At 34.3% G+C, this 23,201-nt stretch carries 23 protein-coding genes and 2 tRNA genes; 8 read left to right on the top strand and 17 right to left on the bottom strand.

What is annotated here, in order from left to right; genetic code table 11:
• Window position 1: 1 nt before the first annotated feature.
• On the bottom strand, window positions 2-703 hold the full coding sequence (locus tag ACY2LT_RS04305; RefSeq protein ID WP_491816612.1) for a hypothetical protein: 702 nt from the start codon (window positions 701-703) through the stop codon (window positions 2-4).
• Window positions 704-830: 127 nt separating this feature from the next.
• On the opposite strand from ACY2LT_RS04305, the gene ACY2LT_RS04300 reads away from it, so the two are divergent.
• A complete protein-coding gene (locus tag ACY2LT_RS04300; RefSeq protein ID WP_491816611.1) occupies window positions 831-1,685 on the top strand; it encodes a Nif3-like dinuclear metal center hexameric protein in 855 nt (284 codons plus the stop codon).
• Window positions 1,682-2,419, top strand: a complete 738-nt coding sequence (locus tag ACY2LT_RS04295; RefSeq protein ID WP_491816610.1) for a zinc ribbon domain-containing protein — start codon at window positions 1,682-1,684, stop codon at window positions 2,417-2,419. Before ACY2LT_RS04300 ends, ACY2LT_RS04295 begins: the two co-directional genes overlap by 4 nt.
• Before the next feature lie 113 nt (window positions 2,420-2,532).
• On the opposite strand, the gene queA is transcribed toward ACY2LT_RS04295, so the two are convergent.
• Window positions 2,533-3,576, bottom strand: a complete 1,044-nt coding sequence (gene queA, locus ACY2LT_RS04290) for a tRNA preQ1(34) S-adenosylmethionine ribosyltransferase-isomerase QueA (RefSeq protein WP_491816609.1) — start codon at window positions 3,574-3,576, stop codon at window positions 2,533-2,535.
• Between the two features lie 25 nt (window positions 3,577-3,601).
• The gene (gene htpG, locus ACY2LT_RS04285; protein ID WP_491816608.1) at window positions 3,602-5,452 is read right to left on the bottom strand and encodes a molecular chaperone HtpG; all 1,851 of its coding nucleotides are present in this window, start codon (window positions 5,450-5,452) and stop codon (window positions 3,602-3,604) included.
• Between the two features lie 146 nt (window positions 5,453-5,598).
• Here htpG and ACY2LT_RS04280 point away from each other — a divergent pair, with 146 nt between their 5' ends.
• From ACY2LT_RS04280 to ACY2LT_RS04265, 4 genes are all read left to right on the top strand, one after another.
• On the top strand, window positions 5,599-6,051 hold the full coding sequence (locus ACY2LT_RS04280; RefSeq protein WP_491816607.1) for a CBS domain-containing protein: 453 nt from the start codon (window positions 5,599-5,601) through the stop codon (window positions 6,049-6,051).
• Window positions 6,032-6,628, top strand: coding sequence for a hypothetical protein (locus ACY2LT_RS04275; protein ID WP_491816606.1), 597 nt, complete (start codon window positions 6,032-6,034; stop codon window positions 6,626-6,628). Before ACY2LT_RS04280 ends, ACY2LT_RS04275 begins: the two co-directional genes overlap by 20 nt.
• 64 nt (window positions 6,629-6,692) lie before the next feature.
• Window positions 6,693-6,770: transfer RNA gene (locus tag ACY2LT_RS04270), tRNA-Val, on the top strand.
• A gap of 7 nt (window positions 6,771-6,777) precedes the next feature.
• Window positions 6,778-6,862, top strand: a tRNA-Leu gene (locus ACY2LT_RS04265).
• Between the two features lie 300 nt (window positions 6,863-7,162).
• Here ACY2LT_RS04265 and ACY2LT_RS04260 read toward each other — a convergent pair.
• From ACY2LT_RS04260 to rlmB, 13 genes are all read right to left on the bottom strand, one after another.
• A complete protein-coding gene (locus ACY2LT_RS04260; protein ID WP_491816605.1) occupies window positions 7,163-8,110 on the bottom strand; it encodes a BadF/BadG/BcrA/BcrD ATPase family protein in 948 nt (315 codons plus the stop codon).
• Between the two features lie 84 nt (window positions 8,111-8,194).
• On the bottom strand, window positions 8,195-10,036 hold the full coding sequence (locus ACY2LT_RS04255; protein ID WP_491816604.1) for an ABC transporter ATP-binding protein: 1,842 nt from the start codon (window positions 10,034-10,036) through the stop codon (window positions 8,195-8,197).
• The gene (locus ACY2LT_RS04250) at window positions 10,036-12,414 is read right to left on the bottom strand and encodes an endonuclease MutS2 (RefSeq protein ID WP_491816603.1); all 2,379 of its coding nucleotides are present in this window, start codon (window positions 12,412-12,414) and stop codon (window positions 10,036-10,038) included. The genes ACY2LT_RS04255 and ACY2LT_RS04250 overlap by 1 nt, the downstream gene beginning before the upstream one ends.
• Window positions 12,414-12,866, bottom strand: coding sequence for a GatB/YqeY domain-containing protein (locus ACY2LT_RS04245; protein ID WP_491816602.1), 453 nt, complete (start codon window positions 12,864-12,866; stop codon window positions 12,414-12,416). Before ACY2LT_RS04245 ends, ACY2LT_RS04250 begins: the two co-directional genes overlap by 1 nt.
• Entirely contained in the window at window positions 12,867-13,913 is a 1,047-nt protein-coding gene (locus ACY2LT_RS04240; RefSeq protein WP_491816601.1) for a fibronectin type III domain-containing protein, read from the bottom strand.
• A 67-nt stretch (window positions 13,914-13,980) separates the two neighbouring features.
• Window positions 13,981-14,364 (bottom strand): GIY-YIG nuclease family protein, encoded by a 384-nt coding sequence (locus tag ACY2LT_RS04235; protein ID WP_491816600.1) that lies wholly within the window; start codon window positions 14,362-14,364, stop codon window positions 13,981-13,983.
• A complete protein-coding gene (locus ACY2LT_RS04230; RefSeq protein WP_491816599.1) occupies window positions 14,345-15,478 on the bottom strand; it encodes a GNAT family N-acetyltransferase in 1,134 nt (377 codons plus the stop codon). Before ACY2LT_RS04230 ends, ACY2LT_RS04235 begins: the two co-directional genes overlap by 20 nt.
• Before the next feature lie 12 nt (window positions 15,479-15,490).
• Complete coding sequence (locus ACY2LT_RS04225) at window positions 15,491-16,135, bottom strand: hypothetical protein (protein WP_491816598.1); 645 nt, start codon at window positions 16,133-16,135, stop codon at window positions 15,491-15,493.
• Window positions 16,136-16,227: 92 nt separating this feature from the next.
• Window positions 16,228-16,845, bottom strand: coding sequence for a putative metalloprotease CJM1_0395 family protein (locus tag ACY2LT_RS04220; protein WP_491816597.1), 618 nt, complete (start codon window positions 16,843-16,845; stop codon window positions 16,228-16,230).
• A gap of 48 nt (window positions 16,846-16,893) precedes the next feature.
• Complete coding sequence (locus ACY2LT_RS04215) at window positions 16,894-18,333, bottom strand: carbon starvation CstA family protein (RefSeq protein ID WP_491816596.1); 1,440 nt, start codon at window positions 18,331-18,333, stop codon at window positions 16,894-16,896.
• 121 nt (window positions 18,334-18,454) lie between these two features.
• Window positions 18,455-19,576 carry an anhydro-N-acetylmuramic acid kinase gene (locus ACY2LT_RS04210; protein WP_491816595.1) on the bottom strand — a complete coding sequence of 374 codons (1,122 nt, stop codon included), beginning with the start codon at window positions 19,574-19,576 and terminating at the stop codon, window positions 18,455-18,457.
• Window position 19,577: 1 nt separating this feature from the next.
• Entirely contained in the window at window positions 19,578-20,066 is a 489-nt protein-coding gene (gene coaD, locus ACY2LT_RS04205) for a pantetheine-phosphate adenylyltransferase (RefSeq protein WP_491816594.1), read from the bottom strand.
• Window positions 20,067-20,068: 2 nt separating this feature from the next.
• Window positions 20,069-20,836 carry a 23S rRNA (guanosine(2251)-2'-O)-methyltransferase RlmB gene (rlmB, locus tag ACY2LT_RS04200; RefSeq protein WP_491816593.1) on the bottom strand — a complete coding sequence of 256 codons (768 nt, stop codon included), beginning with the start codon at window positions 20,834-20,836 and terminating at the stop codon, window positions 20,069-20,071.
• A gap of 82 nt (window positions 20,837-20,918) precedes the next feature.
• On the opposite strand from rlmB, the gene queF reads away from it, so the two are divergent.
• Window positions 20,919-21,257, top strand: a complete 339-nt coding sequence (gene queF / locus ACY2LT_RS04195) for a preQ(1) synthase (RefSeq protein ID WP_491816592.1) — start codon at window positions 20,919-20,921, stop codon at window positions 21,255-21,257.
• Window position 21,258: 1 nt separating this feature from the next.
• Window positions 21,259-21,675, top strand: coding sequence for a 6-pyruvoyl trahydropterin synthase family protein (locus tag ACY2LT_RS04190; RefSeq protein ID WP_491816591.1), 417 nt, complete (start codon window positions 21,259-21,261; stop codon window positions 21,673-21,675).
• Here the strand turns inward: ACY2LT_RS04190 and ACY2LT_RS04185 are convergent.
• Window positions 21,666-22,958 (bottom strand): PAS domain-containing protein, encoded by a 1,293-nt coding sequence (locus tag ACY2LT_RS04185; RefSeq protein WP_491816590.1) that lies wholly within the window; start codon window positions 22,956-22,958, stop codon window positions 21,666-21,668. The two genes, ACY2LT_RS04190 and ACY2LT_RS04185, sit on opposite strands and share 10 nt — an antisense overlap.
• Window positions 22,959-23,201: the final 243 nt, after the last annotated feature.

Here is a 23,201-nt window from a genome sequence, read left to right as displayed (position 1 = left end):
ATCAAAATAAAGAACCAATAGATAAAGACAAAAATAACCCACCGAAAGTTTTAATAGGTTTGTCTTTGATGCTTTCAAGACCCTTGCCTCCAAATGGAATATAGTAATAATCTATATTCACACTTAAATATGAACTCGATTCTAACCCAAAAGCAGCACCTATCCCAACATTCCCTCCAAATCGAGTGTACCATTTTGCATAGTTAAACGCATTGAAAAACTCACGGTTGTACGGAGTTGATAATATAAATGCTGGACCAACCCCAGCAGAAACGTATGGTCTGAACGATTTATGCAAAACTTCTGAAAATAAATTCCTGGTTATATTTACAGTTAGAGGCATCAGATATAATCTATTAACCTTATTAGGAATAAATGAATTCCCTGTGAAATAATCATAAAATTCAAGTTCGTCTGTGTTTCTTGCCCCAGAAATGAAAAATCTTACCCCAACTTTTGTAATATCATCCATAAAATATTGATAAAAGCCGCCTAATCCAAATCCCGAGTTTGAAAACATTAATTCTATACCTCCGGCATTATTTAGCAAGCCCATTTGTTCACTCATTGTTTGTAACTTTCTTCCCGGAGTAAAAATAAATGTTGTATCATAATTTGATTTATATTGAGCTATCTCGTTTTGGCTATAAATTTCAGTTGATAAAAGTAATAATGTCAATATAATCAAAAACATTCTTTTCATATTCTATCTAAAAGTGTGTATTTATTAAATTTATAACGTTTAATTAATAGTTTAAATTGTATTAATTAAGATTTATTTGTAAATTTGAATGTTAAACGATTGATAATATTATAAAGTTTTTTTATTGATGAAAATCAACGATATACTATCTACTATCGAAAAATTATTACCTAAATCAACTTCAATTGAAGGAGACCGAATTGGTCTGCAAGTCCAAAGCGGGCGTAGCGAGGTTTCCCACATTCTTGTTACAATGGAATTATCGGATGAAGTTATTGCTGAGGCAATTGATCTTTCAGTAGATTGTATTATTTCTTTTCATCCTTTGATTTATCGTCCCTTAACTGAAATTGTCGATTTTGAACGTGTTGGCAGACTTGTCTCTAAACTAATAAAACACGATATTGCCTTTATTTCTGTTCATACAACCTTTGATGCACATTCAGAAGGAACAAGCAAAATAATAGCAGATTTACTTGGTTTGCGTGTAGTTTCGTTTCTTGTCCCGTCCCAAAATTCTTCGAATTCAGGTATCGGAGTGATTTGCGAGGCTCAGCAACCAATGAATGAAGTCGAACTTGTAAAACTTGTTTCCGAAAAATTATTTGCTCCCGTCAAATATACTTCAGGAAGAAAAAATAATAATATTTCCAAAATCGGAATTGTTGGTGGCAGTGGCTCATCTTTTCTGAAAGATGCTCTGGATGCAAATTTAGACGCTTTTATTACTGCCGATGTTACTTACCATTCTTTTCATTCAGCTCAAGGAAAAATGCTGCTTATCGATCCGGGTCATTATGAAATGGAACAATTCGTTTCTTTCGGTATTGCACAATTAATAAAAAATTCTATTGATAGTTCCGTTAAAATTAGTGTTTCATCTGTGAACACTAATCCGGTTTCTTATTATCCCGAAAATAATTGGAAAGCTCTTCAAAATGAGTATTTAATAAATGTCAAAATAAATTGGAATAAACAATGATTTCAAAAATTCAATTAATTGCAGGATTAGCATACATCGATAACGAACTTAGATTTCTTCAGGAAGAGTTCGGCGATTTGCCCGATAGGGTAGAAGAAAAAAAGAAAAAAGTTGACGAATTTAAAACAATTGTTCAAGAAACCGAAAATATATTAAACGAGATTCGCGATTTTGTTTCTAATGCCAAAATTACTCTGGTTGAACTTAAAGAAAAAGAAGAAAATTTAGCAAAACAGCAATTTATGAGCCGAAACAACAAAGAATTTGATGCAATAACAAAAGAAATCGAACACTTAAAACAAGAGCACGAAAAATTAGCTGCCAAAATGCGAACCGAAGGTGTCAAAGAAGAAAATATTATGCGAATTTTAGAAGACCAAAAAGCTCAATACGAAGCTGCTTTATCCGAATACGATAAAATGAAAAAAGAATTCGAAGCTATTTCTGAACAGCAGTCCGACGAAGTTAAACTTCTTCAAAATAAAAGAAAAATTATTGTTTCTATGCTCCCCGCTAATTACTATGAAGAGTATAATAGAATTCTAAATTATCATTATGATGCCGCTGTTCAATGCAAAAAAGGTTCTTGTTTAGGTTGCTATAGCTCTGTTCCACCTCAAAAAGTAGTCGAAATGAGAAATAATTTAGATACAATCTATCATTGCGAAAACTGTGGACGTATTCTAATTCCTGAAGAAATTCCTTTTGATGATTCATTGTTAGACATTGAGTAACATTATATAGTCCAATAACAAAAAGCCGCCTTCTTAGAGCGGCTTTTTTGTAAAACTTAATAAAATAGGGGCAATACACAAGCATAACGCCCCTATATTTTTGTATAAAATATTTATTTTACCATCAAGGCATCGCCATAACACAAGAAACGATAACCATTTTTTGCAGCACGTTTGTATGCTTTGAACATTATATCCCGTCCCGCAAAAGCAGCTGTAAGCAACAAAGAAGGACTTGCTGGCATATGAAAATTAGTTATCAAACGTGTAACAATTTTGAATTCATAAGGTGGATAGATAAATTTATCTGTCCAGCCCTTATTTGGTTTAACCGCACCTGTCGTCAAAACACTCGATTCAAGAGCTCTTGCCACAGATGCACCTACTGCAACAACTTGCTTTTTGTTTTTTAATGCTTTATTAATCGTCTCCGCTGTTTCTCTTGGTATTTCAAAATATTCTGAATACATTCTGTGTTTGGTCAAATCTTCAACTTCTATGCGTTCAAAAATACCTTGCCCAATATTCAAATTCAACGTTACTATTTTTACACCTTTTTGAGATAATTTTTCTAATAGCTCTGTTGTAAAATGAAGCCCTGCCGAAGGTGGTGCAATCGATGCTAAATATTTATCATTTGCAAACACACATTGATAAGTCTCTTTATCGTGTTCAGTTGGTTCGCGTCGCAAATAATCCGGAAGTGGCATTTCACCAATTCGTTCAATGATTTTAAAAATATCATTATCGTAAGTAAACTTTACCGTTCTGCCACGTGAAGTAGTGTTGTCTATAACTTCACAATAAAACTTTGGACTATCAAAGAATATTTTATTCCCAATACGCACTTTTCTTGCTGGCTCAACGAGAACATCCCAAATACGTTCATCCGATTTCAACTCCCGAAGCAGTAGCACCTCAATTTTTGCATTTGTCTTTTCTTTTTTCCCATACAAACGCGCAGGAAACACCTTTGTTTCGTTTAACACCAAAACGTCGCCACGTTGAAAAGTTGAGGTAATATCTGAAAAAATCTTCTCCTCAATTTCACCAGTATTCCTATCAATAATAAGTAATTTTGATGAATCACGTGGGTCAGCCGGAAACTTTGCAATAGCACTTTTTGCCAAAGTGTATTTAAATTCTGAAAGCTTCATTACTTTATCCTTCCCAATTTATAAATTAAATTTTTGTTGCTTCTTCTATAAAACGATTCATTCTCTTAACAAAGTCCACAGGATTTTTCATATATCCTTCAATTAGTAGTGCACCTTCGTAAAGCTGATTAATAGCATCCTCTACTATTTCTTCATTTCCACCTTCCAATTTCTGCAAAAGATTATTGATTATTGGATGCAATAGGTTGATTTCTAAAATTCGTTTAGAAACAGTGAAATCTTTGTCTATTACTTGCATCATCTTCTCAAGTTGTGGGTCCAATCCTTGCTCGCCAACAACTAAGGTAACTGGCGAATCAACCAACCTAACCGATGGAACTACATTTTCCACCTTATCGCCAAGCACTTTCTTGAATTTTTCTATTAACTTCTCTTTTTGTTCTTGTGAAATCTGCACTTCATTCTGTGCGTTGTTCTCTATTTTTATATCTGCCTTTTCTATTGATTTAAGAGTTTTGCCTTCGTACTCGCGTATATATGGAATAGTGAATATATCGATTGTATCTGTTAAAAACAGAACTTCGATGTTGTTCTTCTTGAAATATTCAAGATTTGGATTTTTTTCGACAATATCAAGATGAGAACCAGATATATAATAAATTTCAGTTTGGTCAGCTTTCATTCGTGAAACATATTCTTTAAGTGAAGTCATTTCTCCGCGAGGTAGGGCAGAAGTTTCAAATCGTAACAATTCAATTATTCGGTTTTTGTTTGTAAAATCAGTATTTATTCCCGTTTTAAAAATTGAACCGAAATTTTTATAAAATTTATAGTATTTTTCTTTGTCGTTTTCAGCCCATTCTTCCAATAAGTTCAAGATTTTTGTTGTCAGCACATTCCTTATTTTTGCCATTGCAGGCGAACTTTGTGCAACTTCTCGCGATACATTAAGCGGTATATCCTCAGAATCTACAACACCCTTGACAAATCTGAGATATTCAGGCAAAATTTCTTTATCGTCGTCCCGGATAAAAACCTTGTTGGAATATAGGTGAAGAGTTTTATCACGCGAATCTCCAAAAAGCATATTAGGTTGTGTTTGTGGAATAAATAGTATTGCTTTGAAATTCACATTCCCTTCAATATTCAAAAACAAATCTCCAAGTGGCTGCTGATAATCTCCGGCAATAAATTTGTAGAATTCAAAAAGCTCTTCTTCCGATACTTCTTCCTTTTTTTTATGCCATAATGCTTCGACCTTATTAACTCTTTCGTTTCCTATATAAATCGGAAAATCAACGAAATTTGAATATTTATTTAAAATATCCTTTATTTTCCATTCTTCTGCAAATTCTTTATACTCTTCTTTCAACTTGAAAGAAATCTTTGTTCCCCGTTTGGTTCGCTCGGATGGTGAAATTGTGAAGTCTTCAGTCCCATTTGATACCCATTTCCATCCTGTGGAGCCTTTTTCTGCATACAGAGTTTCAATTGTTACTTCATCAGTTACCATAAATACAGAATAAAATCCTACCCCAAATTGCCCGATAAGATTTACATCTACTTGTCCTTTTTGCTCTTTTAGCTTCTGAATAAAATTTAATGTCCCTGAACTTGCAATTGTGCCAAGCTGATAAATCAAATCGTCTTTTGTCATTCCTATTCCGGTATCCTCAATAGAGAATACCTTGTTGTCCTTGTCCAGTTCAATTGTGATTTTTAGTTCCTCTTCTGGGGAAATAATATCTGAATTAGTTAATCTGAATATTCTTAATTTATTTAATGCATCCGATGCATTTGAAATTAACTCACGAAGAAATATTTCTGGATGTGTATATAGAGAATGAATAATTATATGAAGCAATTGCTTCATATCTGCTTTGAATTCATATTTCTCTGTTGTTTGATTACTCATACGCCAACCTAATTTCTTCAACATACAAATTATGACAAAAACTATTGACGAAATGGTAAATTCATTATTGATAAGGTATTTTTTTAATTAAATAAAATATTTTAGATGTTCGTTTGTATATATAATAAAATCTTGTGAGGTGAATTATGTATAAAAGTTTTAACTCCAAAATTGCTGATATAATGAATAAAGGCGTATTTTATGTTGATGTCAGCGAAACAATTAAGAAAGCTGACGAAATAATGCGAGATGAGAAAATAAAACATCTTCCGGTTGTCGAAGGTTCAAAATACGTTGGAATAATTACAGAAAGAAACATTATGGAATACACTCTTCGCAATCTTTACGATGCCGAAGATAATTTAGGTGAGCTCTCTCAAAATCAAATTCTTGATTTTCAAAAAATCATTACCCGTCAGGAACAGGTGATTTTTCCCGAAGATAGCGTTGCAAAGGCTATAAAACTTATGGCAAAATATCGTCTTGATTGTCTGCCGGTCGTGGATTGGCAAAAGAATCTACTTGGGATTATTACTACTACTGATATAATGCTCTTTGTTCACAAACTTATGGAAGAATATGAAGCAAACGCTTCTTAGCTGCATTATTTTTCTATATTCTATGCAATCCTATGCAGGCAATTCTTTTTATGCACATCTTGCTGTTAATCCCACAATGATTAGCAGCAAGCCATGTTTGTTAGCGGGTGGCAGCATTGTTTATAACTTTAACAATAATTATTTCTTATCGATTGGTTCATATAATATGATTTCCCGCAATATTAAAGCAAATTTTATTGATACTAACATCAATGCCCGCCCAATTTTCGAGTATAATTATTTTTCCTCTGCATTTGAATATATTATTAATCCCGATGCAGAATTTACTTTTGGGATTCAAACAAAGTTTTCACTTGGGCACATTCGCTATAATTTAATCTCAACAGAAAAAAATCTGCTACCAGGTTATAATCCAGATTATGGGGAAGATTGGTTCTTTGCTTTCGAACCCAATATTTCAATTTATTACAATCTTACCTCTTGGATTAAATTTTTAGCCCGAACCGGTTGGCGTCTTCCTTTTGATGCTTCATATTCTTTTTCGGGTAATTCCTTTAATAATAGTAAATTAAGCAAACCTTTTTGTGAAATTGCCGTAGAAATTGGAAATTTTTGATTTTTTCTAAAAAAAATCTTTGGTAGTTAAGAAAAAATCCCTTAATTTTGTATTCCATTCTCAAGGGCGTGTAGCTCAGTTGGTCTAGAGCACCTGCCTTACAAGCAGGGGGTCGGGGGTTCGACTCCCTCCGCGCCCACCACCAATAAGCAGAAATGGCGGAACTGGTAGACGCGCTGGACTCAAAATCCAGTGGCCCTTAAAGCCGTGAGGGTTCGAGTCCCTCTTTCTGCACTCTCTAATCAAACCTTAACCTATTTTCCCTAATATCAATTTATTTGCAACTATCCATTTTGTGCTGTTTTTCTTGTTTCAAAAAAAATCGCTGAGCACTTAAAAAAGCTTCAGCGAGAAAAAAATTCTTTTTGGAAATTTTATTAATCCGATGACTTCGAGTCATCGGATTAATGGTGAAAGTTGGGCTCCACTTTAGAAGTGGAGTCCAACTGTATTAGATGAACTCCACCTCAAAGGTGGAGTTCATCTCTGCATAAATATTCTATTGATTGTTGTTTCAGTCGAATAATGCCTTTTCTACATATCCTGTTCAATTAATCTTCTTCCAATACTTATCGCTCCATCCAATGCTGAACCAATAGGTTCAACGATTTCAAATTTCCCGTGCTCAATAATCCTGTCTTTCAGCATTTCAGCTAATAATGTATTTGCATCTATTATGCCACCCATTAAAGCTACTTTTATTGTTTTAGTCTTAAAATATTTTGACAAAGCTACCGGTAACTCAAGTAAATGATTTGCCGCACGAGTGATAATATCAAGACATACTTCATCTCCCGATACTGCACATTCCATAACAGCAGGTGTAAGATTGTGATATTCAAAAGCTCTATCCTGATATGCTTTTACAATTGTTCTGGGTCTATCAAGATTGATAATCGGTGAAAAATCTGGAATTCTTGAAGTAAGCACAGTTGGCTTTCCTCGTCCATCCAAAGCTCTCACGACTGCCGTTAGCCCTTCTCGTCCGATCCACGCACCGCTACCTTCGTCGTCAAGCTCGATTCCCCATCCACCGCAACGAAATAGTTGATTTTTACCAGTTCGTGCAAGTCCTATAGAACCTGTTCCAACAATCGTAATAATTCCATCGCTATTGCCTAAAGCACCTTCTAAGGCAAGTTCTGCATCACTTGTTACGAGCAAATCCCCAAGTTGTATGCTTTGCTGACGTGCAAGAGTTCGCAATAGCTGAGCCGCTCTTTTCTTCTCTTCTTCGAGCCATACTCCTGCAAGTCCAACTACTACTGCATCTAATTCTGATGTTTCGATCTCTGCTTTGTTGCAAAGTTCAAGTATTATATTTAATGTCCTTTCACATGCTTCGCCCACACCAACAGAACCTATTCGTGCAGTGCCACTTGATGCGTGTGAGATCACTTTATCATCCCGAACCAATACACCTCTTGTATGAGTTCCGCCGCCATCTATACCGATTATGGTATACTCATTTGAAAGAGCCATATTCAATCCTATAATATTATCAAAAAACCGAAATAAACATACAATAACTATGCCAGCAAAAGTGAACTTTTGGAGAAATTTCTGTTAATTTTTTACACCAAATTGCAACTCACACAATTTTCTGTAATATCCATTCTTTTCCATAAGTTCCTGATGTGTTCCCTGTTCAACTATCCGACCCTCGTTGAATACATAAATCATATCACAATTAATAATTGTAGATAACCTATGTGCTACAATAATAGCTGTCCGCCCTTCAAGAGAAGTTTCAATTGCTTCCTGAACAATTTTTTCACTCTCGGCATCAAGAGCAGAAGTTGCTTCGTCAAAAATTAATATTTGTGGATTTCCTACGATAGCTCTTGCAACTGCAACCCGCTGACGCTCGCCGCCAGAAAGATTTGTGCCGCGATCCCCAATCGGTGTATCAAACCCTAATTCCAATTTATCGATAAAATTATAAGCATTTGCCAGCTTAGATGCTTCAACTATTTCCTCTGTGATTGTATGTTCTTTGCCAAACTTAATGTTGTTTGCAACTGTATCGTTGAATAGCATATTTTCTTGAGATACAACCCCAAAAAGTGAACGTAAAGATGATACTTTATAGTTACGAATATCTACACCATCAATTAATATTTGTCCCTTCTGTGGATCATAAAAACGAATTAACAAATCAAGCATAGTTGATTTTCCACTGCCGCTTCCTCCAACAAATGCTGTCTTTTTGCCCTTTGGTATCACTAATGAAACATCTTCTAAAACATTTTTATCAGTATATGCAAAATTTACATTCTTAACTTCAATCTTATCTTTGAATTCTTTAATCTCCAAATTCCCATCCTTTACTGATGGTTCAGTATCTAATATCTCAAAAATTCTTTCAGCAGAAACAAATCCGCGCGGGAACTGAACAATTTGATTGATTACTGATGCAAGCGGTGCCATTATCGAAAACAATGTGAAAAGGAAAAGCATTAAATCATCTGGCGACATTATTTTTTGGTTGATTTTCATTGCACCTACTACCAATACGACCGTAAGTGCAAAAATTGCAAAAATTTCATTTATTGCAGGAATAATTGTAACTATCATCTTGTGTTTTACTGCCGATTTCACATATCGCTCGCTATCTTTCTTGAATTTCTCGTTAGCAAAATTTTCTGCATTATATGCCTTGACCACTCTAATACCAGAAATTATTTCAGTTAGTGTGCCTGTATAGTCTGCTAATGCTTTTTGCATTCGTGTAGCGTACTTTCGTAGATATTTCTTTGCTGCACGAACAATCCCTAAACTAAATATACTTGATGAAAATGCAATTAATGTGAGTTCAGGTGATATGCTCAAAAGAAACAAAAGAAAAAATACAACTTGCGAGCCTTCCCGTAATATTATCGAAAAAGAAGAAATCATTGTCGAATTTACTGCCTGAACGTCATTTGCAATGATTGATATTAAACTTCCTTGCTTACTTCTATTAAAAAAATCAATTGAAAGAGAAGTGAGCTTCGAAAAAATTTTATCACGTATTGACTTAATTACACCTTCTTCAAACTTGGACATTACTACTGCATTCCAGTATTTGAAAAAGTTTTTAAGGAAAAATACTAATAGAATAATCAGTCCAAATCTCACTAAAGTCCAGTATATATCATCTACGATAATCAGTGAAAGCAGAAAATCAAAAAATTGATTTTTTATTTGTTCTAGAAACGATAAATTCTGAGTTTTTGCTACCGTTTCTGAACTATCGGTTTTAAATAGAATTTGAAAAACTGGTTTTATGAGTGCAACAGATAATGTATTGAATAGTGAGAAAAGAAGATTAAGTATCACAGAATAAACAAGCAGAAGCTTGAATGGCTTAATAAAAGCAATAGTTTTTAAATATAGACTTGCTCTGTTTTTATTTTGAGTTTTCATTATTCTTTAAACTTAACAATTGTTACACCAGCTCCACCTTCAACAATTTCACCTAAACGGAAAGACGAAATCGCAGGATGCCTCGAAAGAAAGTCGTGAATTGTTTGCTTCAGTGCTCCCGTCCCTTTACCATGCAAAATCGTCAGATAATCTATGTTGTTCAGCAATGCATTATCGATAAATTCATCTAATGCCCGCAAAGCTTCGTCAGCTCGGTAGCCTCGCAGGTCAATTTTAGTTACTACATCATACTTGATATAGTCAATTTGTAATGTTTGCTTTGTTTGTACTCCTTCAACTACAATCAATTGAGCATAAGGAAGTTTGAATTTAAGTCCGTTGAATTCAACAAGTGCTATTTGAGTAGCATTGTCGCAATCAATCACAACACCAATATTTGCTGGGTTATCAGTGTGAGCAACAGCCTGTCCAGTTGAGAGCTCTGTTGGTGCTGTATGATTTACATGTTGCTTTTTCTCTATTTTCTTAACCTCTTTTTCTAAAGATTGCTTTTTTTCTTTATAATCTTGTTTTATCTCAGAAATTTGTCGTTTTTGCTCTTTGATTTCTCTAACTGTCCTTTCAATTAAAGAGTTCGCTTCTTCGATTATTGATAATGCTTCTTTTTTAGCATTATCAATTAGTTCTTTTCGTTTAATTTTCAGCTCTTTGCTTCTCGCTTCATAATCTTTTATCATTTTTTCAAATTTGAATTTCAACTGTTCAGCTTCACTGCGTGAGCGAACGGCTTCAGCACGATATTTCTGCAATATTGCAATACTCTCTTCCAATTCAGAATGTCTTGTTCCTAAATACTTCTTAGCGCGATTGATTACAATTCTGGGCAGTCCAATGTTTTCAACAAGCGAGAATGCATAAGAATTTCCCGGAATCCCGGTTAAAAAGTTATAAGTTGGTTTGAACTTCTCTTCGTCAAATTCAAGCGAAGCGTTTGCAATTACCTCTTTATTCAAAGCATAAGTTTTAAGCGACGACTGATGAGTTGTGGCAACGAAAAATAAATTAAGTTCAATAAATGTATCCAAAATACCGGCAGCAAGCGCTGCACCTTCTTGTGGGTCAGTTCCTGAACCAATTTCATCAATCAGCACAAGCGAATACTTATCGCAATTATCTAAAATATTTTTGATTTGAAACATTTGCGAACTAAATGTAGAAAGATCGTTTTCTATTGATTGATTGTCCCCAATAGTCGAAAAAATCGTTCGAAAATTTGTCTTACATTCTCCGAGTGGAAAAATTCCAGACAAAGCCAGAGCAACGTTCAAACCAATGTTTTTTAGCGCAACAGTTTTCCCTCCTGCATTAGGTCCCGAAACAAGATGCCCACGAATATTATCTGTGAATTCAATCGAAAGAGGAATAACACTATTTTTACCTTTTGATTGAACAAGAATTGGATGACGAATATTTTTTAGATAAATATAATTATCTTCTTGATTCAGTATTTCTGGCTTAATTCCACCATACTGCATAGCATACAAAGCTCGGGCAAAAATTGAGTCAATATCAGCAATTATTCTTGCATTGTCAATTAGTTGATGGCTTTCTGAACCTATTTCCTGCGTTACATTTCTTAAAATACGCTGGATTTCTCTCATTTCTTCATCGCGCAACAGCGACAAATCGTTGTTCAACTCGATTATTTCAGTAGGTTCAAGGAATACAGTAGCACCAGTTTGTGATACTCCATGAATAATTCCTGATATTTGCCGTTTGTGTTCAACTTTCACTGGAATAACAAAACGCCCTTCCCGTATAGTGAAGAATTCTTCTTGCAGCATTTCAAAATCAGAAAACTGCCGGACTATTTTGTTTATCCTTGAACGAAGTCTTGCCGATTTAATATTTATTTCCTGTCTTATCTGAAAAAGTTCCCTCGATGCAGTGTCCTTTATTTCTCCTGTATCAGTAACTATATCTAAAATATGTTTTTCTAATAATTTGTTGTCGTAGAGATTATCTATATACGAAAAAAGCATCGGAAATTCTTCAGATTTAGGCTTAATATATGATTTTAAATTACGTGCAATTCGCAACAAATCAAGTATTTCGAGTAGCTCAGTTGGCAAAAGCATTGCATTTTGAATTTGCGATTTATATAGCAAATTCAAACTATCTCCAATGTTTTCAAGCGGTGGATTTTCATTCCTGAAAAGTAAGACGAGAGCCTCGTCTATTAATTGATGCTCTCGTCTTAACTTCTCTATATTGTCAGTTGGCTTTAAATCAAAAATGATTTTTTTAGCATCTTCGCTTTTACAATATTTGGCAATATATTCGAGAACGCTTTTAAATTCAAGTTGCCGTAAAGTTTCGGCAAAAGGGTCAAACTTTTGCTGAACATATTCGCTCATCAATTACCTTCCAGAAGCTCTTTGACTATTTTTTGCACTAAGCTACCTTCTGCTTTTCCAGCGAGTTCCTTCATAGTTGGTCCCATAACCTTTCCCATATCTTTCATTGAGGTAGCACCAACTTCTTTTATTTTGTTCGCAACGAACTCCTTAACTTCATCTTCAGTCATCATTTTAGGTAAATATTCCTGAATAATAGCAAGTTCTGCTTCCTCTTTTGCAAGCAATTCAGGGCGGTTAGCTGATTTATACATTTCAATTGCATCTTTGCGTTTTTTTGCTGCTCCATTCAAAATCTTAAACTCTATTTCAGGAGTAAGTCCTGTTTCAGAACCGCTTTTGTTAAATTCAATAATAGCAGCCCGCAATGAACGCAAAGCATCGATACGAACCTTGTCGCCGCTTTTCATTGCAGCTTTTAGATCATCGTTTATTCTTTGTTCCAAATTCATTTATTTTTCTCCTTTTTTTACCTTTAATGTTTTTGAATATTCACTTTGAGTACCTTCGCCGATTGCTTTTACTCTTACAAACCAGTTTTCATTTGGGTCTAAATCAATTACTTCGATTTCTGTAATATCTCCAATATCTGCATTTTCATAATATTCAGCAAATCGAGTAAATTTTTCGTCATATGCAATATCTAAAATATATTTTTGAATATTTGGCGAACCTTTCCACGAAAGAATACATCCGTTTTCGTGAACATTTTTTGCAGGGAAAAGCTCCGGCGCTGGAATTGCTGTCATTTTCCAACGTGGATTGCCTGAAAGCGTTGAAGTAATATAATTTGTTGCTTCATTACTTCCGTTATATTCAAATACTTGAAAAGAATACACAGTCGAAGGTTCTAAATTTTCTACTTTGCATTCATTTTTTGTTCCTGCATAAACTACAAAAGCATTATCACTAATTTTACTATCATTTGAACCAAATTTAGAGTTCGAATTATATTCTTTTCCATCTTCAGGCATACCTGCAACTGATTTGCCTTTCGAAGCAACAACTATTCGTTTTTCTCCATTTCCATTAACCCAAATGAGCTCTATACTCGATTCACTTGGCTGACGAAATGCAATCCCTGAAGCTTGTTTTGTAGGTTCTTCAGCTAATGTTGAAAATTTATGCTGAGTTGATACATCTTCTTTTGTCTCTGGTTTGTAAATTGATAATATATACTGAGTTTTTGCTCGCAATCCTTTTATTGTAATTGGAATTACTGATTGCATCCCATCAAAAACAATGTAATAGTTCCCTTTGAATGGCTTGATCTCAGAAATATCTACGCTTTCTTGCATAATACTGCTTGGTTTGAGATCTTTTGCATTGATTGCAGCATCACTTGCTGGGTGCAAAATAACAACTGTTCTTTTAGTATCAGTGTTGATTATAAAAGAAGCAGATTTTTCAGATATTTTTTTTGTTATTATTTCATTTTTTGCATAAGAATAGTTCACAAGCAACAATAAGCTAAATAAATACACGATAGTTTTTTTCATAACATTCTTCTAATCTCGTTCAACAAATAATTATATAAAAACGCAAGTTAATCAAGAAAATTGTTTTTTACAATAGTTTTAGCAGATGCGAACGACATCCATTTTTGCAATCCGACGCCCCGAACCCAGTTGCATACTTCTCAGCAATATTGTTCAAAATATAATACTTTACAAGCGAACATTCTGTATGCTCTTCTAATTCAAACTTTTCAATTTTGAAAATCTTCGAATATTTGCTCCCAAGCAGATAATCAATATGCCAGCGAATTTTTTTATTCCGGGTAAGATGACGATTTATCCTTGCGTCAAAATTCTTTCGAGCACTTCCGCAATATAAATATATCCCTTTTGGGAATTCTACTTTGCCAAGCTTCCCAATATTAATACTGATTTTTCTACTAATTTGAATATACAAACAATAAGTGGAAAAACTATTTGATTGATCGGTCATAAATTCTATATTTTTTGTATAGTTTTCCTTTTACTGTTGTTTGCAAAGCACGGTTCATCATTACATTATCTTCGAGTATCCAGGATGCCTCTCCGTAGCGAATGCCGTGTTTTTCAGAACGCACACCAAGTTCATAATAAAGAACCGCATCAATACCAGTTTTCTGGAATTCTGGCAATACACCTAATACAATAACTCTGACAAGATTGATTTGCTTTTTCTTTGCAAGCAAATGCCAGATACCCGTTAGCAAACCACCTGATTTGTTATGTTTGAGGCAAACATTAATATCTGGCAGGGCAAGCACAAATCCGGCAGGTTTGCCGTCTATCTCAGCGATGAAAGTAAAATCTGGCTCTGCAATTTGTTTCAAATCTGCTGCAAGAAAATCAAATTCTTCATCTGTCATCTTGACAAATCCCCAGTTGGGTTCCCAAGCACCATTATATATCTCTTTCAATGTTGCAACATCTTTTTTGAATTGCACCTTGTCTCGAAATGCCACATTTCTGACAGTTATTTTGTAACGCTCGCGAATTGCAGATTGCAAGCGGATTAATTTATCAGTTAAATAATCTTCTTTATCAAGTAGATAAGCATACAAATCTTTTGCTTTCGAAAAACCAGCATTTTCAATTAGCGAAATGTAATATTGCGGGTTGTATGTCATCAATACTACAGGAGGACTATCAAATCCTTCTATTAGCAAGCCGATTGTATCATTTAGCGATAGATTAACAGGACCTCGCATTGTATCCAAACCTTTTGATTTCAGCCATTTCTCAGCTTCCGTAAATAAAGCATTGGCTACACTTTGATCGTTCAAACACTCGAAAAAGCCAAAGAAACCAATCTTATCCTTGTGCGTCAAATTGTGATTATCATTCTTTATTGCTGCAATACGTCCAATAATTTCTCCGCTATTATTTTCCGCAACAAAAAAAGCAATTTCAGAGTGCTTAAAAAATGGGTTTTTCTCTGTATTAAGCGTTTTAAGTTGGTCTGCTAATAGTGGCGGGACAAAGTTTTCATCGTTTTTGTAAAAATTCCATTGTGCTTTTATAAATTTTTTTAACTCAGTTTTTGGTTCAATTAAACGAACAGAAAAATCCATACTTTTACCTGATTAGTTTATACTTTTATCCAGTTTTATTTGATTAATCATATCAACAAGTATCATATCAGAAATTAAAGCCATTGCTCGGCTTGTTGCTTGTGGAATAGTTTCTACTAAATTACTTATCCGATTAACTCTTTGAGTATATGATTTGTTAAAAAGTAAATTAAGCCCGGAAAATTCATTACTTCTTCTATAAAATGAGCAATTTATTGTGATTTCTACAGAATTTGCATCAGGTGAGTTTTTCTTCTCGCTATTTATTGCTGTAAAGTTAGTAATTCTGCCTTCAAGAATATAATCCGGATCATTTATGCTCGACGATGGATGAAATCCACCAGAGAAAACTCCATAAGATGAAATACGGGACAACAGAAATCCTGTTGCTAAATCATCAAATTTTGAAATCCAGCGATTATAATAATATACTTGCAATTTTCTTGTTTGTGCGTCAGTTGCAATAATATGATCAGTATTAAACTCATCATTAATTGTAATCTTTCGTAATTGGACTGAAACGGGAAGTGTGTCCAGATTAACAAGCATCAACGGCTCATTCGAAAGCCTATAATACTTTATGTCTGGATAAGGTGATTTCAGATTAATGCAAGCGGTCAAAACAAATATGAACAACAAGTATAGAACTTTTTTCATTCTGATTTCCGACATTATAAGTATTATTAACACAAAATAACAATTTGCGAATAAAATAAAAAATAAAAATGTTGGGTATAAAGTTAAAAAAATTAATAAATGGTATTTGATTTCTGATATTTAGAGAGAACAAGTTTTGCTTGCGGAGAAATATTTGACGGCGAACTCTTCGTTTCTGAATTATTTGATTTTGAATTAATAACTGATGAGAGAGAATTATTGGTACGCTGCTCTGATGCTGCTTGTGCTTCCATTCTGCTTGCCATTGCGGCTACTGCTCTATCTTGTGGTGAGGGATCCCCGGGTGCAAGAGCGGCTCTCTGAACCTGTTGCATTTTTCTTATAGTTGCTTCGGGGGTATCTTCCGGCGATACATCAATTTGCACTTCTCCTCCAATTGCGTATTGCTTCCCATCGGGTCCCACCTGATAATTGAAATTAGCACCTCCTCGAACAAGACTTCCACCTGCAGCAATATGTGCTTGCTCGTGTTGGCGCACTTCCTGGTCCCTGCGTTTCAACTCCTCAACAACCCGCTTTTCTTTTTCAGATAATTCACTGGATTTTGTAAAAGTATCCTTCGCTTCCTTTTTTAGTTGATTTATTCCACTTGTTTTCGATTGCGATTCTTGAGAAGTATTGTTAGCTCCAACTTTTTCATTAAAGTTGTATAAGTTATTACTTTTCGATATGTTACTTATTTCAATCATAAAAGTAATAACGAAATATTTTTATTTTATTATAATGCAAATTAAAATTTACATTCTTACTTCTGCAATGGTTCGCGAAAACTTTTTCCCAAGAGTTAAGAAAATCACTAAGCAAGAAATAACAACTAATAAATTAACCCAATTGCCAACAGAATAATTCAGATTGAAACCTATGGGTTGGGTTAAAATAAACGTAGTTGTTACTGATGTCATAAATAATGCTGGTATAGTTGTTATCCAGTGATAAGAACCTCTATATTTATATAGAAATACTGAACAAGCCCACAGTGTTACAGTGCCCAAAACCTGATTACTCCAGGCGAAATATTTCCATATGGTTGAAAAATCAATAAATGTGATATATGCTGATACCAAAAACATCGGTATCGTAATCATCAATCTTTTCATTACTGATGTTTGTTCTATTTTAAGCATATCAGCCAATATTATTCGAGCTGCACGAAAAGCAGTGTCTCCAGAAGTTATTGGGCATACTACAACTCCCAAAACAGCCAATACTCCTCCAGTAACGCCCATTAATGTAACGCATGCCTGATAAACAACAGTATTCGGACCACCATTTGCAAGAGCAGAGGCAAGTCCAACTGTTCCACCTTGATAAAATGCCATTCCAACGGTTGCCCAGACCATAGCGATTAATCCTTCTGCTACCATAGCACCATAAAATACTTTTCTTGCATTTTTTTCATCTTTCAAACACCGAGCCATCATCGGTGATTGCGTTGCATGAAAGCCGGACAATGCTCCACAAGCAATAGTTATAAACATTGTGGACCAGATTGGTATTCCCTTCGGGTGCAAATTCTCTAATGTAAATGCTGGGAAAGTATAACCTTCTACTAATATGCCTATTCCAACACCCAGCACCATAATAAGCAGAGCAATTCCAAAAATTGGATAAATCCTTCCGATTATTTTATCTATCGGAAGCAATGTAGCAAGAATGTAATATATGAAAATCAGAGCTATCCAGAAATATGTATTTAATTGAATACCTTGATTTATAAAAATTACATTTAATAAATCTGCTGGACCTTTTACAAAAACAACTCCAACTAAAATCATCATCAAAACAATAAATACCCGCATAATGTTCTTTATAGCATTGCCTAAATAAATTCCGTGAAGTTCAGGAAGGCTTGCACCTTTGTGCCTCAAAGACATCATTCCGGAGACAAAGTCGTGAACAGCACCTCCAAAAATACAGCCAAAGATTATCCATAAATAAGCAGCAGGTCCCCAAAGTGCTCCTTGCAATGCTCCAAAAATCGGTCCTAATCCTGCTATATTAAGCAGTTGTATAAGATATACTTTCCACGTTGGTAGCGGAACGTAATCAACCCCATCTGCTACAGTATATGCAGGTGTAGTGTTTTTGCTGTCTACCCCGATTACTTTTTCAACAAATTTGCCCCAGGTGAAATAGGCAAGAATAAGTAAAATAATACCACCTAAGTATACAAACATTTCAATAAGCCTCCAGTTGTATAATTAGCAAATTATTAAACATTTGTTAAATATAAAATTACCAATAAATGAAAAAAAATAATTGATTTGTAATAAATCGAGAAATGAACAAACAGAAATGTTAATGCTCTGCAATAGCTCCAAGTGGGATAGCCCTGCTTGCTCCCGTTACAGAAGGAAGATTTGATTCAATACCGAGCAATTTGCAATAAGCAAGAAAAGCAAATGCTATTGCTTCTTTTGCACTACTCGGAATGCCTATATCATCAATGGGAATTATTTCCGGGCAATTAAGTCGTTTTCTCAAAATTGATATTAAAAAATAATTATTTGCTCCGCCACCTGATACTATTATTTTAGAAAGAGGATTTGCAAATAATCTGATATTTTCAGCAATTCCGTAAGCAGTAAATTCAGTTACTGATCTAATAATATCGTTTTTTGAATAATTTCCGAAATATTTTTCAATCAAATTAATATTGAAAAGCTCTTTTCCTGTTGATTTGGGTGGTTTTTGTTTTATATATTTAATTGAGATAAGTTCATCGAAAATTTCAGAAACAATTTCTCCTTGCGAAGCTAAATATCCATTTTCATCAAAATCAACACCAAACAATTTTTGAGCACAAATATCAATCAGGCAATTGCCGGGTCCGCAGTCGAATGCAATTACTTCATCTGCTGAACAATTTTTAGGAAGAAATGTAATATTTGATATTCCACCAATATTTAAAGCAATTACATCTTCATCATCTGATTTGAGAAAATTATAGTCGAAAAAAGGAACAAGAGGCGCTCCTTGCCCTCCTAAAGCTATATCCGCAGTGCGAAAATCATACACTACTTTTGTGTTCAGAATAGTTGCAAGATGTGTTCCGCTACCAAGTTGAAAAGTAGAAGCAATATCCTGACCGCAAAATTTTTCCTTTTCAGGATTATGCCAAAGCGTTTGACCGTGTAATCCAACTGCCTCTATATCATTAGTTTCACTTTTTTTCTTTGCATCCACAATTGCAATTGCTATTTCATTAGTATAAGCAATATTCAGTTGAGATAAGGTTTTTAAATCAATATGCTGATTAGAAACTATTTCCAATAATAAATTTCTGAGAGAACTAGAAAAAAAATAATGTCCGTTCCAAATGAGTTCAAATTTAACTTTATTTTGGATCAAATTAAATTCACAAATAGCAACATCAATCCCATCAAGCGATGTTCCTGTCATCACCCCACAGATAACCATATTATTTTCCGTTATATTTCTCTTTCAGTTTTTCAGCCACACAAGACGGGACAAATTCTGAAACATCTTCCCTGAATCGTGCTAATTCACGAATAATACTTGAATTAAGATAAGTATATTTTTCATGAGGCATTAGAAATACAGTATGCACTTCTGGTGCGAGCTTTCTATTCATCAACGCAATTTGAAATTCGTATTCAAAGTCTGAAACTGCCCGAATTCCACGAATTATGGAAACAGCACCTACCGACCGGGCAAAATCCACTGTCAGTCCGCCATGGAATACTACTTCTACATTGGATAAATGAGCAAGAGATTTCCGAGCAAGTTCGAGACGTTCCTGCTCATTGAATAAATTTACTTTTTTGGTATTTATTGCAATTACTACAATTACTTTATCAAACATTTCTGATGCACGTTCAATAACATCAAGATGCCCGTTTGTGATTGGGTCGAACGTTCCAGGATAAATAGCAATTCTTTGTTTCATTATTAATTCCTTGATTGATTTCTTTGACGAACTGCTTCGAATAGAATTACACCAGCAGCAACTGATGCATTAAGCGAAGACACCTTCCCCTGCATAGGTATTTTTACAAGATAATCACAATGCTTTGCAACAGATTGCTTAATTCCGCTTCCTTCGCTTCCAATTATTATTGCTATTGGCTGGTTGTATATGTCATCAGTATATAAATGCTTAGCCTTATCAGATGTGCCAATTATCCAAAAACCAGCTTCTTTTAATTTTTGAATTGCCAGATTGGTGTTTGCAACATATGCAACAGGTAAGTGTTGCAGAGCCCCGGCAGACGATTTTATTGCAACTGGTGTAATTGTTGCTGCTTTGCGTTCAGGCAGTATTATCCCTTTTGCCCCAGCACACTCAGCAGTACGCGCAATTGCCCCTAAATTATGTGGATCAGTAATCCCATCTAATATCAACAATATCGCATTTTCAGTTTTCTTTATTTTATCAATCAATTCACCCAGCGTCAAGCTCTCAACTAATTCTTGTAACGCAATAATGCCTTGTGAACGACTGCCTTCCGGACAAATTCGTTTTTCCAGTGCATTGAATTTATTCTTATCAAGTTGAACACAAGGAATTTTATGTTTTCTTGCATTTGCGATAATTGAAAATATTTCTTTACTTTGAATATTGTATAAAACGTAAATTTTGCTGATTTTTTCAGGTTGCGACCTCAAAGCCTCACGAATAGAATTTTTCCCGTAAATATAACCTAATTCATCACTCATTTTTAATCTCATTCGTCATATGAAAAAAATAAAATTAATAATATTTTATTGAATTTGTAACAATAAAAATGGAGAAAAGTTTATGCAAATTGAAACATTTCCTAATCCAAGCATAGGTCGCCATTATGAAATTACTCACGTTAACCACGAATTTACTTCTGTTTGTCCCAAAACAGGTTTGCCTGATTTCGGCACAATCACTATTACCTACATTCCGGATGAATTATGCTTGGAACTTAAATCACTGAAATACTATTTTTTGGAGTATAGAAATAAAGGTATTTTCTACGAAGCAGTAACCAACCAAATTTTAGATGATTTAGTTGCCGCCTGCAAACCGCTCGAAATGAGTGTCATCAGCCAGTGGGGAGTTCGCGGTGGAATGACAAGCACCATTGTTGCTACTTACAAAAGGGACTAATATGCGTATTGCAAAGGAATTTGTCTGGGAGATGAGCCACCGTCTTCCTTATCACGAAGGAAATTGCAAAAATATTCACGGACATTCCTACAAAATGGAACTGTCTTTAGAAGGTGAACCAAACGAAAATGGTATGTTAATCGATTTTTACCACATCGAGCGGATAGTCCGACCTATTATTGAACAGCTCGACCATTCATTTATTGTCGATAAGCAAGATAAAGTGATGATAGATTTCCTCGCCAGTAATAATTTCCGCCATTTCGTAATTGATAACTTCACTACTTGCGAAAACATTTCCAAATTCTTGGCAGAACATTTTAAGCATGAATTCAGAAAATTTCCAAATATTAAAAAAATTGGAATTAAAGTATTCGAAACTGTTGATGCTTTTGCAGAAATAGAAGCCTATTTATAAGCACTTGGATATAATTTTTGAGCACAATCTGGACATATTCCGTGGCTGAATTCAGCCTCGGAATGTTCGTCTATATACTGTTCCATATTCGACCAATTCCCATTTTCATCCCGAATTCTTTTGCACGAAGCACAAATTGGCAATAGCCCGCTCAGCACTTTTATTTCACTTTTTGCACTTTGCAAAAGTGAAATGAGTTGCTCCCGCTCTTCTTCCACTTGCTTTTTTAACGTAACATCTTCGAGAATAACATCAATATATTGAATGTCGCCTTTTTCATTTGTGATTGTCCACGCAGTTTCTCGACCAAAAAACAAAGCCCCGTCTTTTCTAAACCATTCGCTTTCATACCCATTTATCTTTTTTTCTCTTTTTAATATTTCTAAGAAATTTTGACGATTTTCATCTACTTCCAGTACTTCTTCGATTTTTTTATTCAAGAGCTCTTGTTCCGAAATTTTGAGCATTTCGAAAAATTTAGGATTGCCCATTATTAGCCGACCGTCATCTGAAAGTCGGTAGAATCCCATAGTAGCGTTATTATATATACTTCTGAAACGTTCTTCGCTTTCCTTCAGAGCAAGTTCGGTTAATTTTCTTTTAGTTATATCCCATATATATGCTTTTGTTCCTATTACTACTTGCTGCTGCATTATTACAGACACATCTGCTTCGGCAAATAATATTTTCTTCTCTTTTGTAATTAGCCGAAATTCATACCTTTCATATGGATTGTTACCCAAAATTCTATTTTGATGTTTTCCCAATACTAATGGCAGATCTTTTTCGTAAATAATATCTTTAAGATTCATTTTAATCATTTCACCTGCTGAATATCCTGTCATAACGCAGAGTTGCTCGTTGAAATATTTGATATTTCCATCTGCATCATCAACTAATATCCCAATATTAGCCTTTTCCACAAGTTCCCGATATTGTGCTTCTGACTTACGAAGTGTCCTTTCTGCATTGTATTTTTCCTGAATTTCAACTTCAAGTCGTTCGACGTATAATTTTAATTCTTCATTAGCTTTTAATAAATCTTCTTCTATCTTCTTTCGGTTAAAAACCTCGTTTTGATACTGGCGTGTTGTTCTGATAAGCTTGCTTATGAAAAAAGATAGCAGATATGTTAATAAAAAGCCAATTAATAACTTAATTAGCGAAAAATCATTTCTATTAGACCACAGCAGAATATAAATTATAGTGAATAATGCAGAAAACGATATTGAAGAAATTGTCCAAACAGCGTTAAGTAAAAATGCCGAAACAAACGCTGGCAATACTATTAGAAAAGCAATGGATTGTCCTATCTTCCCATAAAAACAAGTTAAAAGAATAGCGTAAATAAATTGAAAAAATATAACACATAAAAATTTTTGCTTGGTTGATATTTGGTCAGTTATTTTGAGAATATTTTCGAAATTTATTAGTCTCATTAATTTCGATTAATATTTTTGAAAAAAATAATTCAAAATATACAAATATTATTGATATTTTATTATTTATTTTTGTAATAATACGAA

The sequence above is a fragment of the Eximiradius proteiniborus genome, assembly GCF_058546985.1.
Note: the sequence above shows the minus strand (reverse complement) of the source record. Positions and strands in the feature narration are given on the sequence as shown.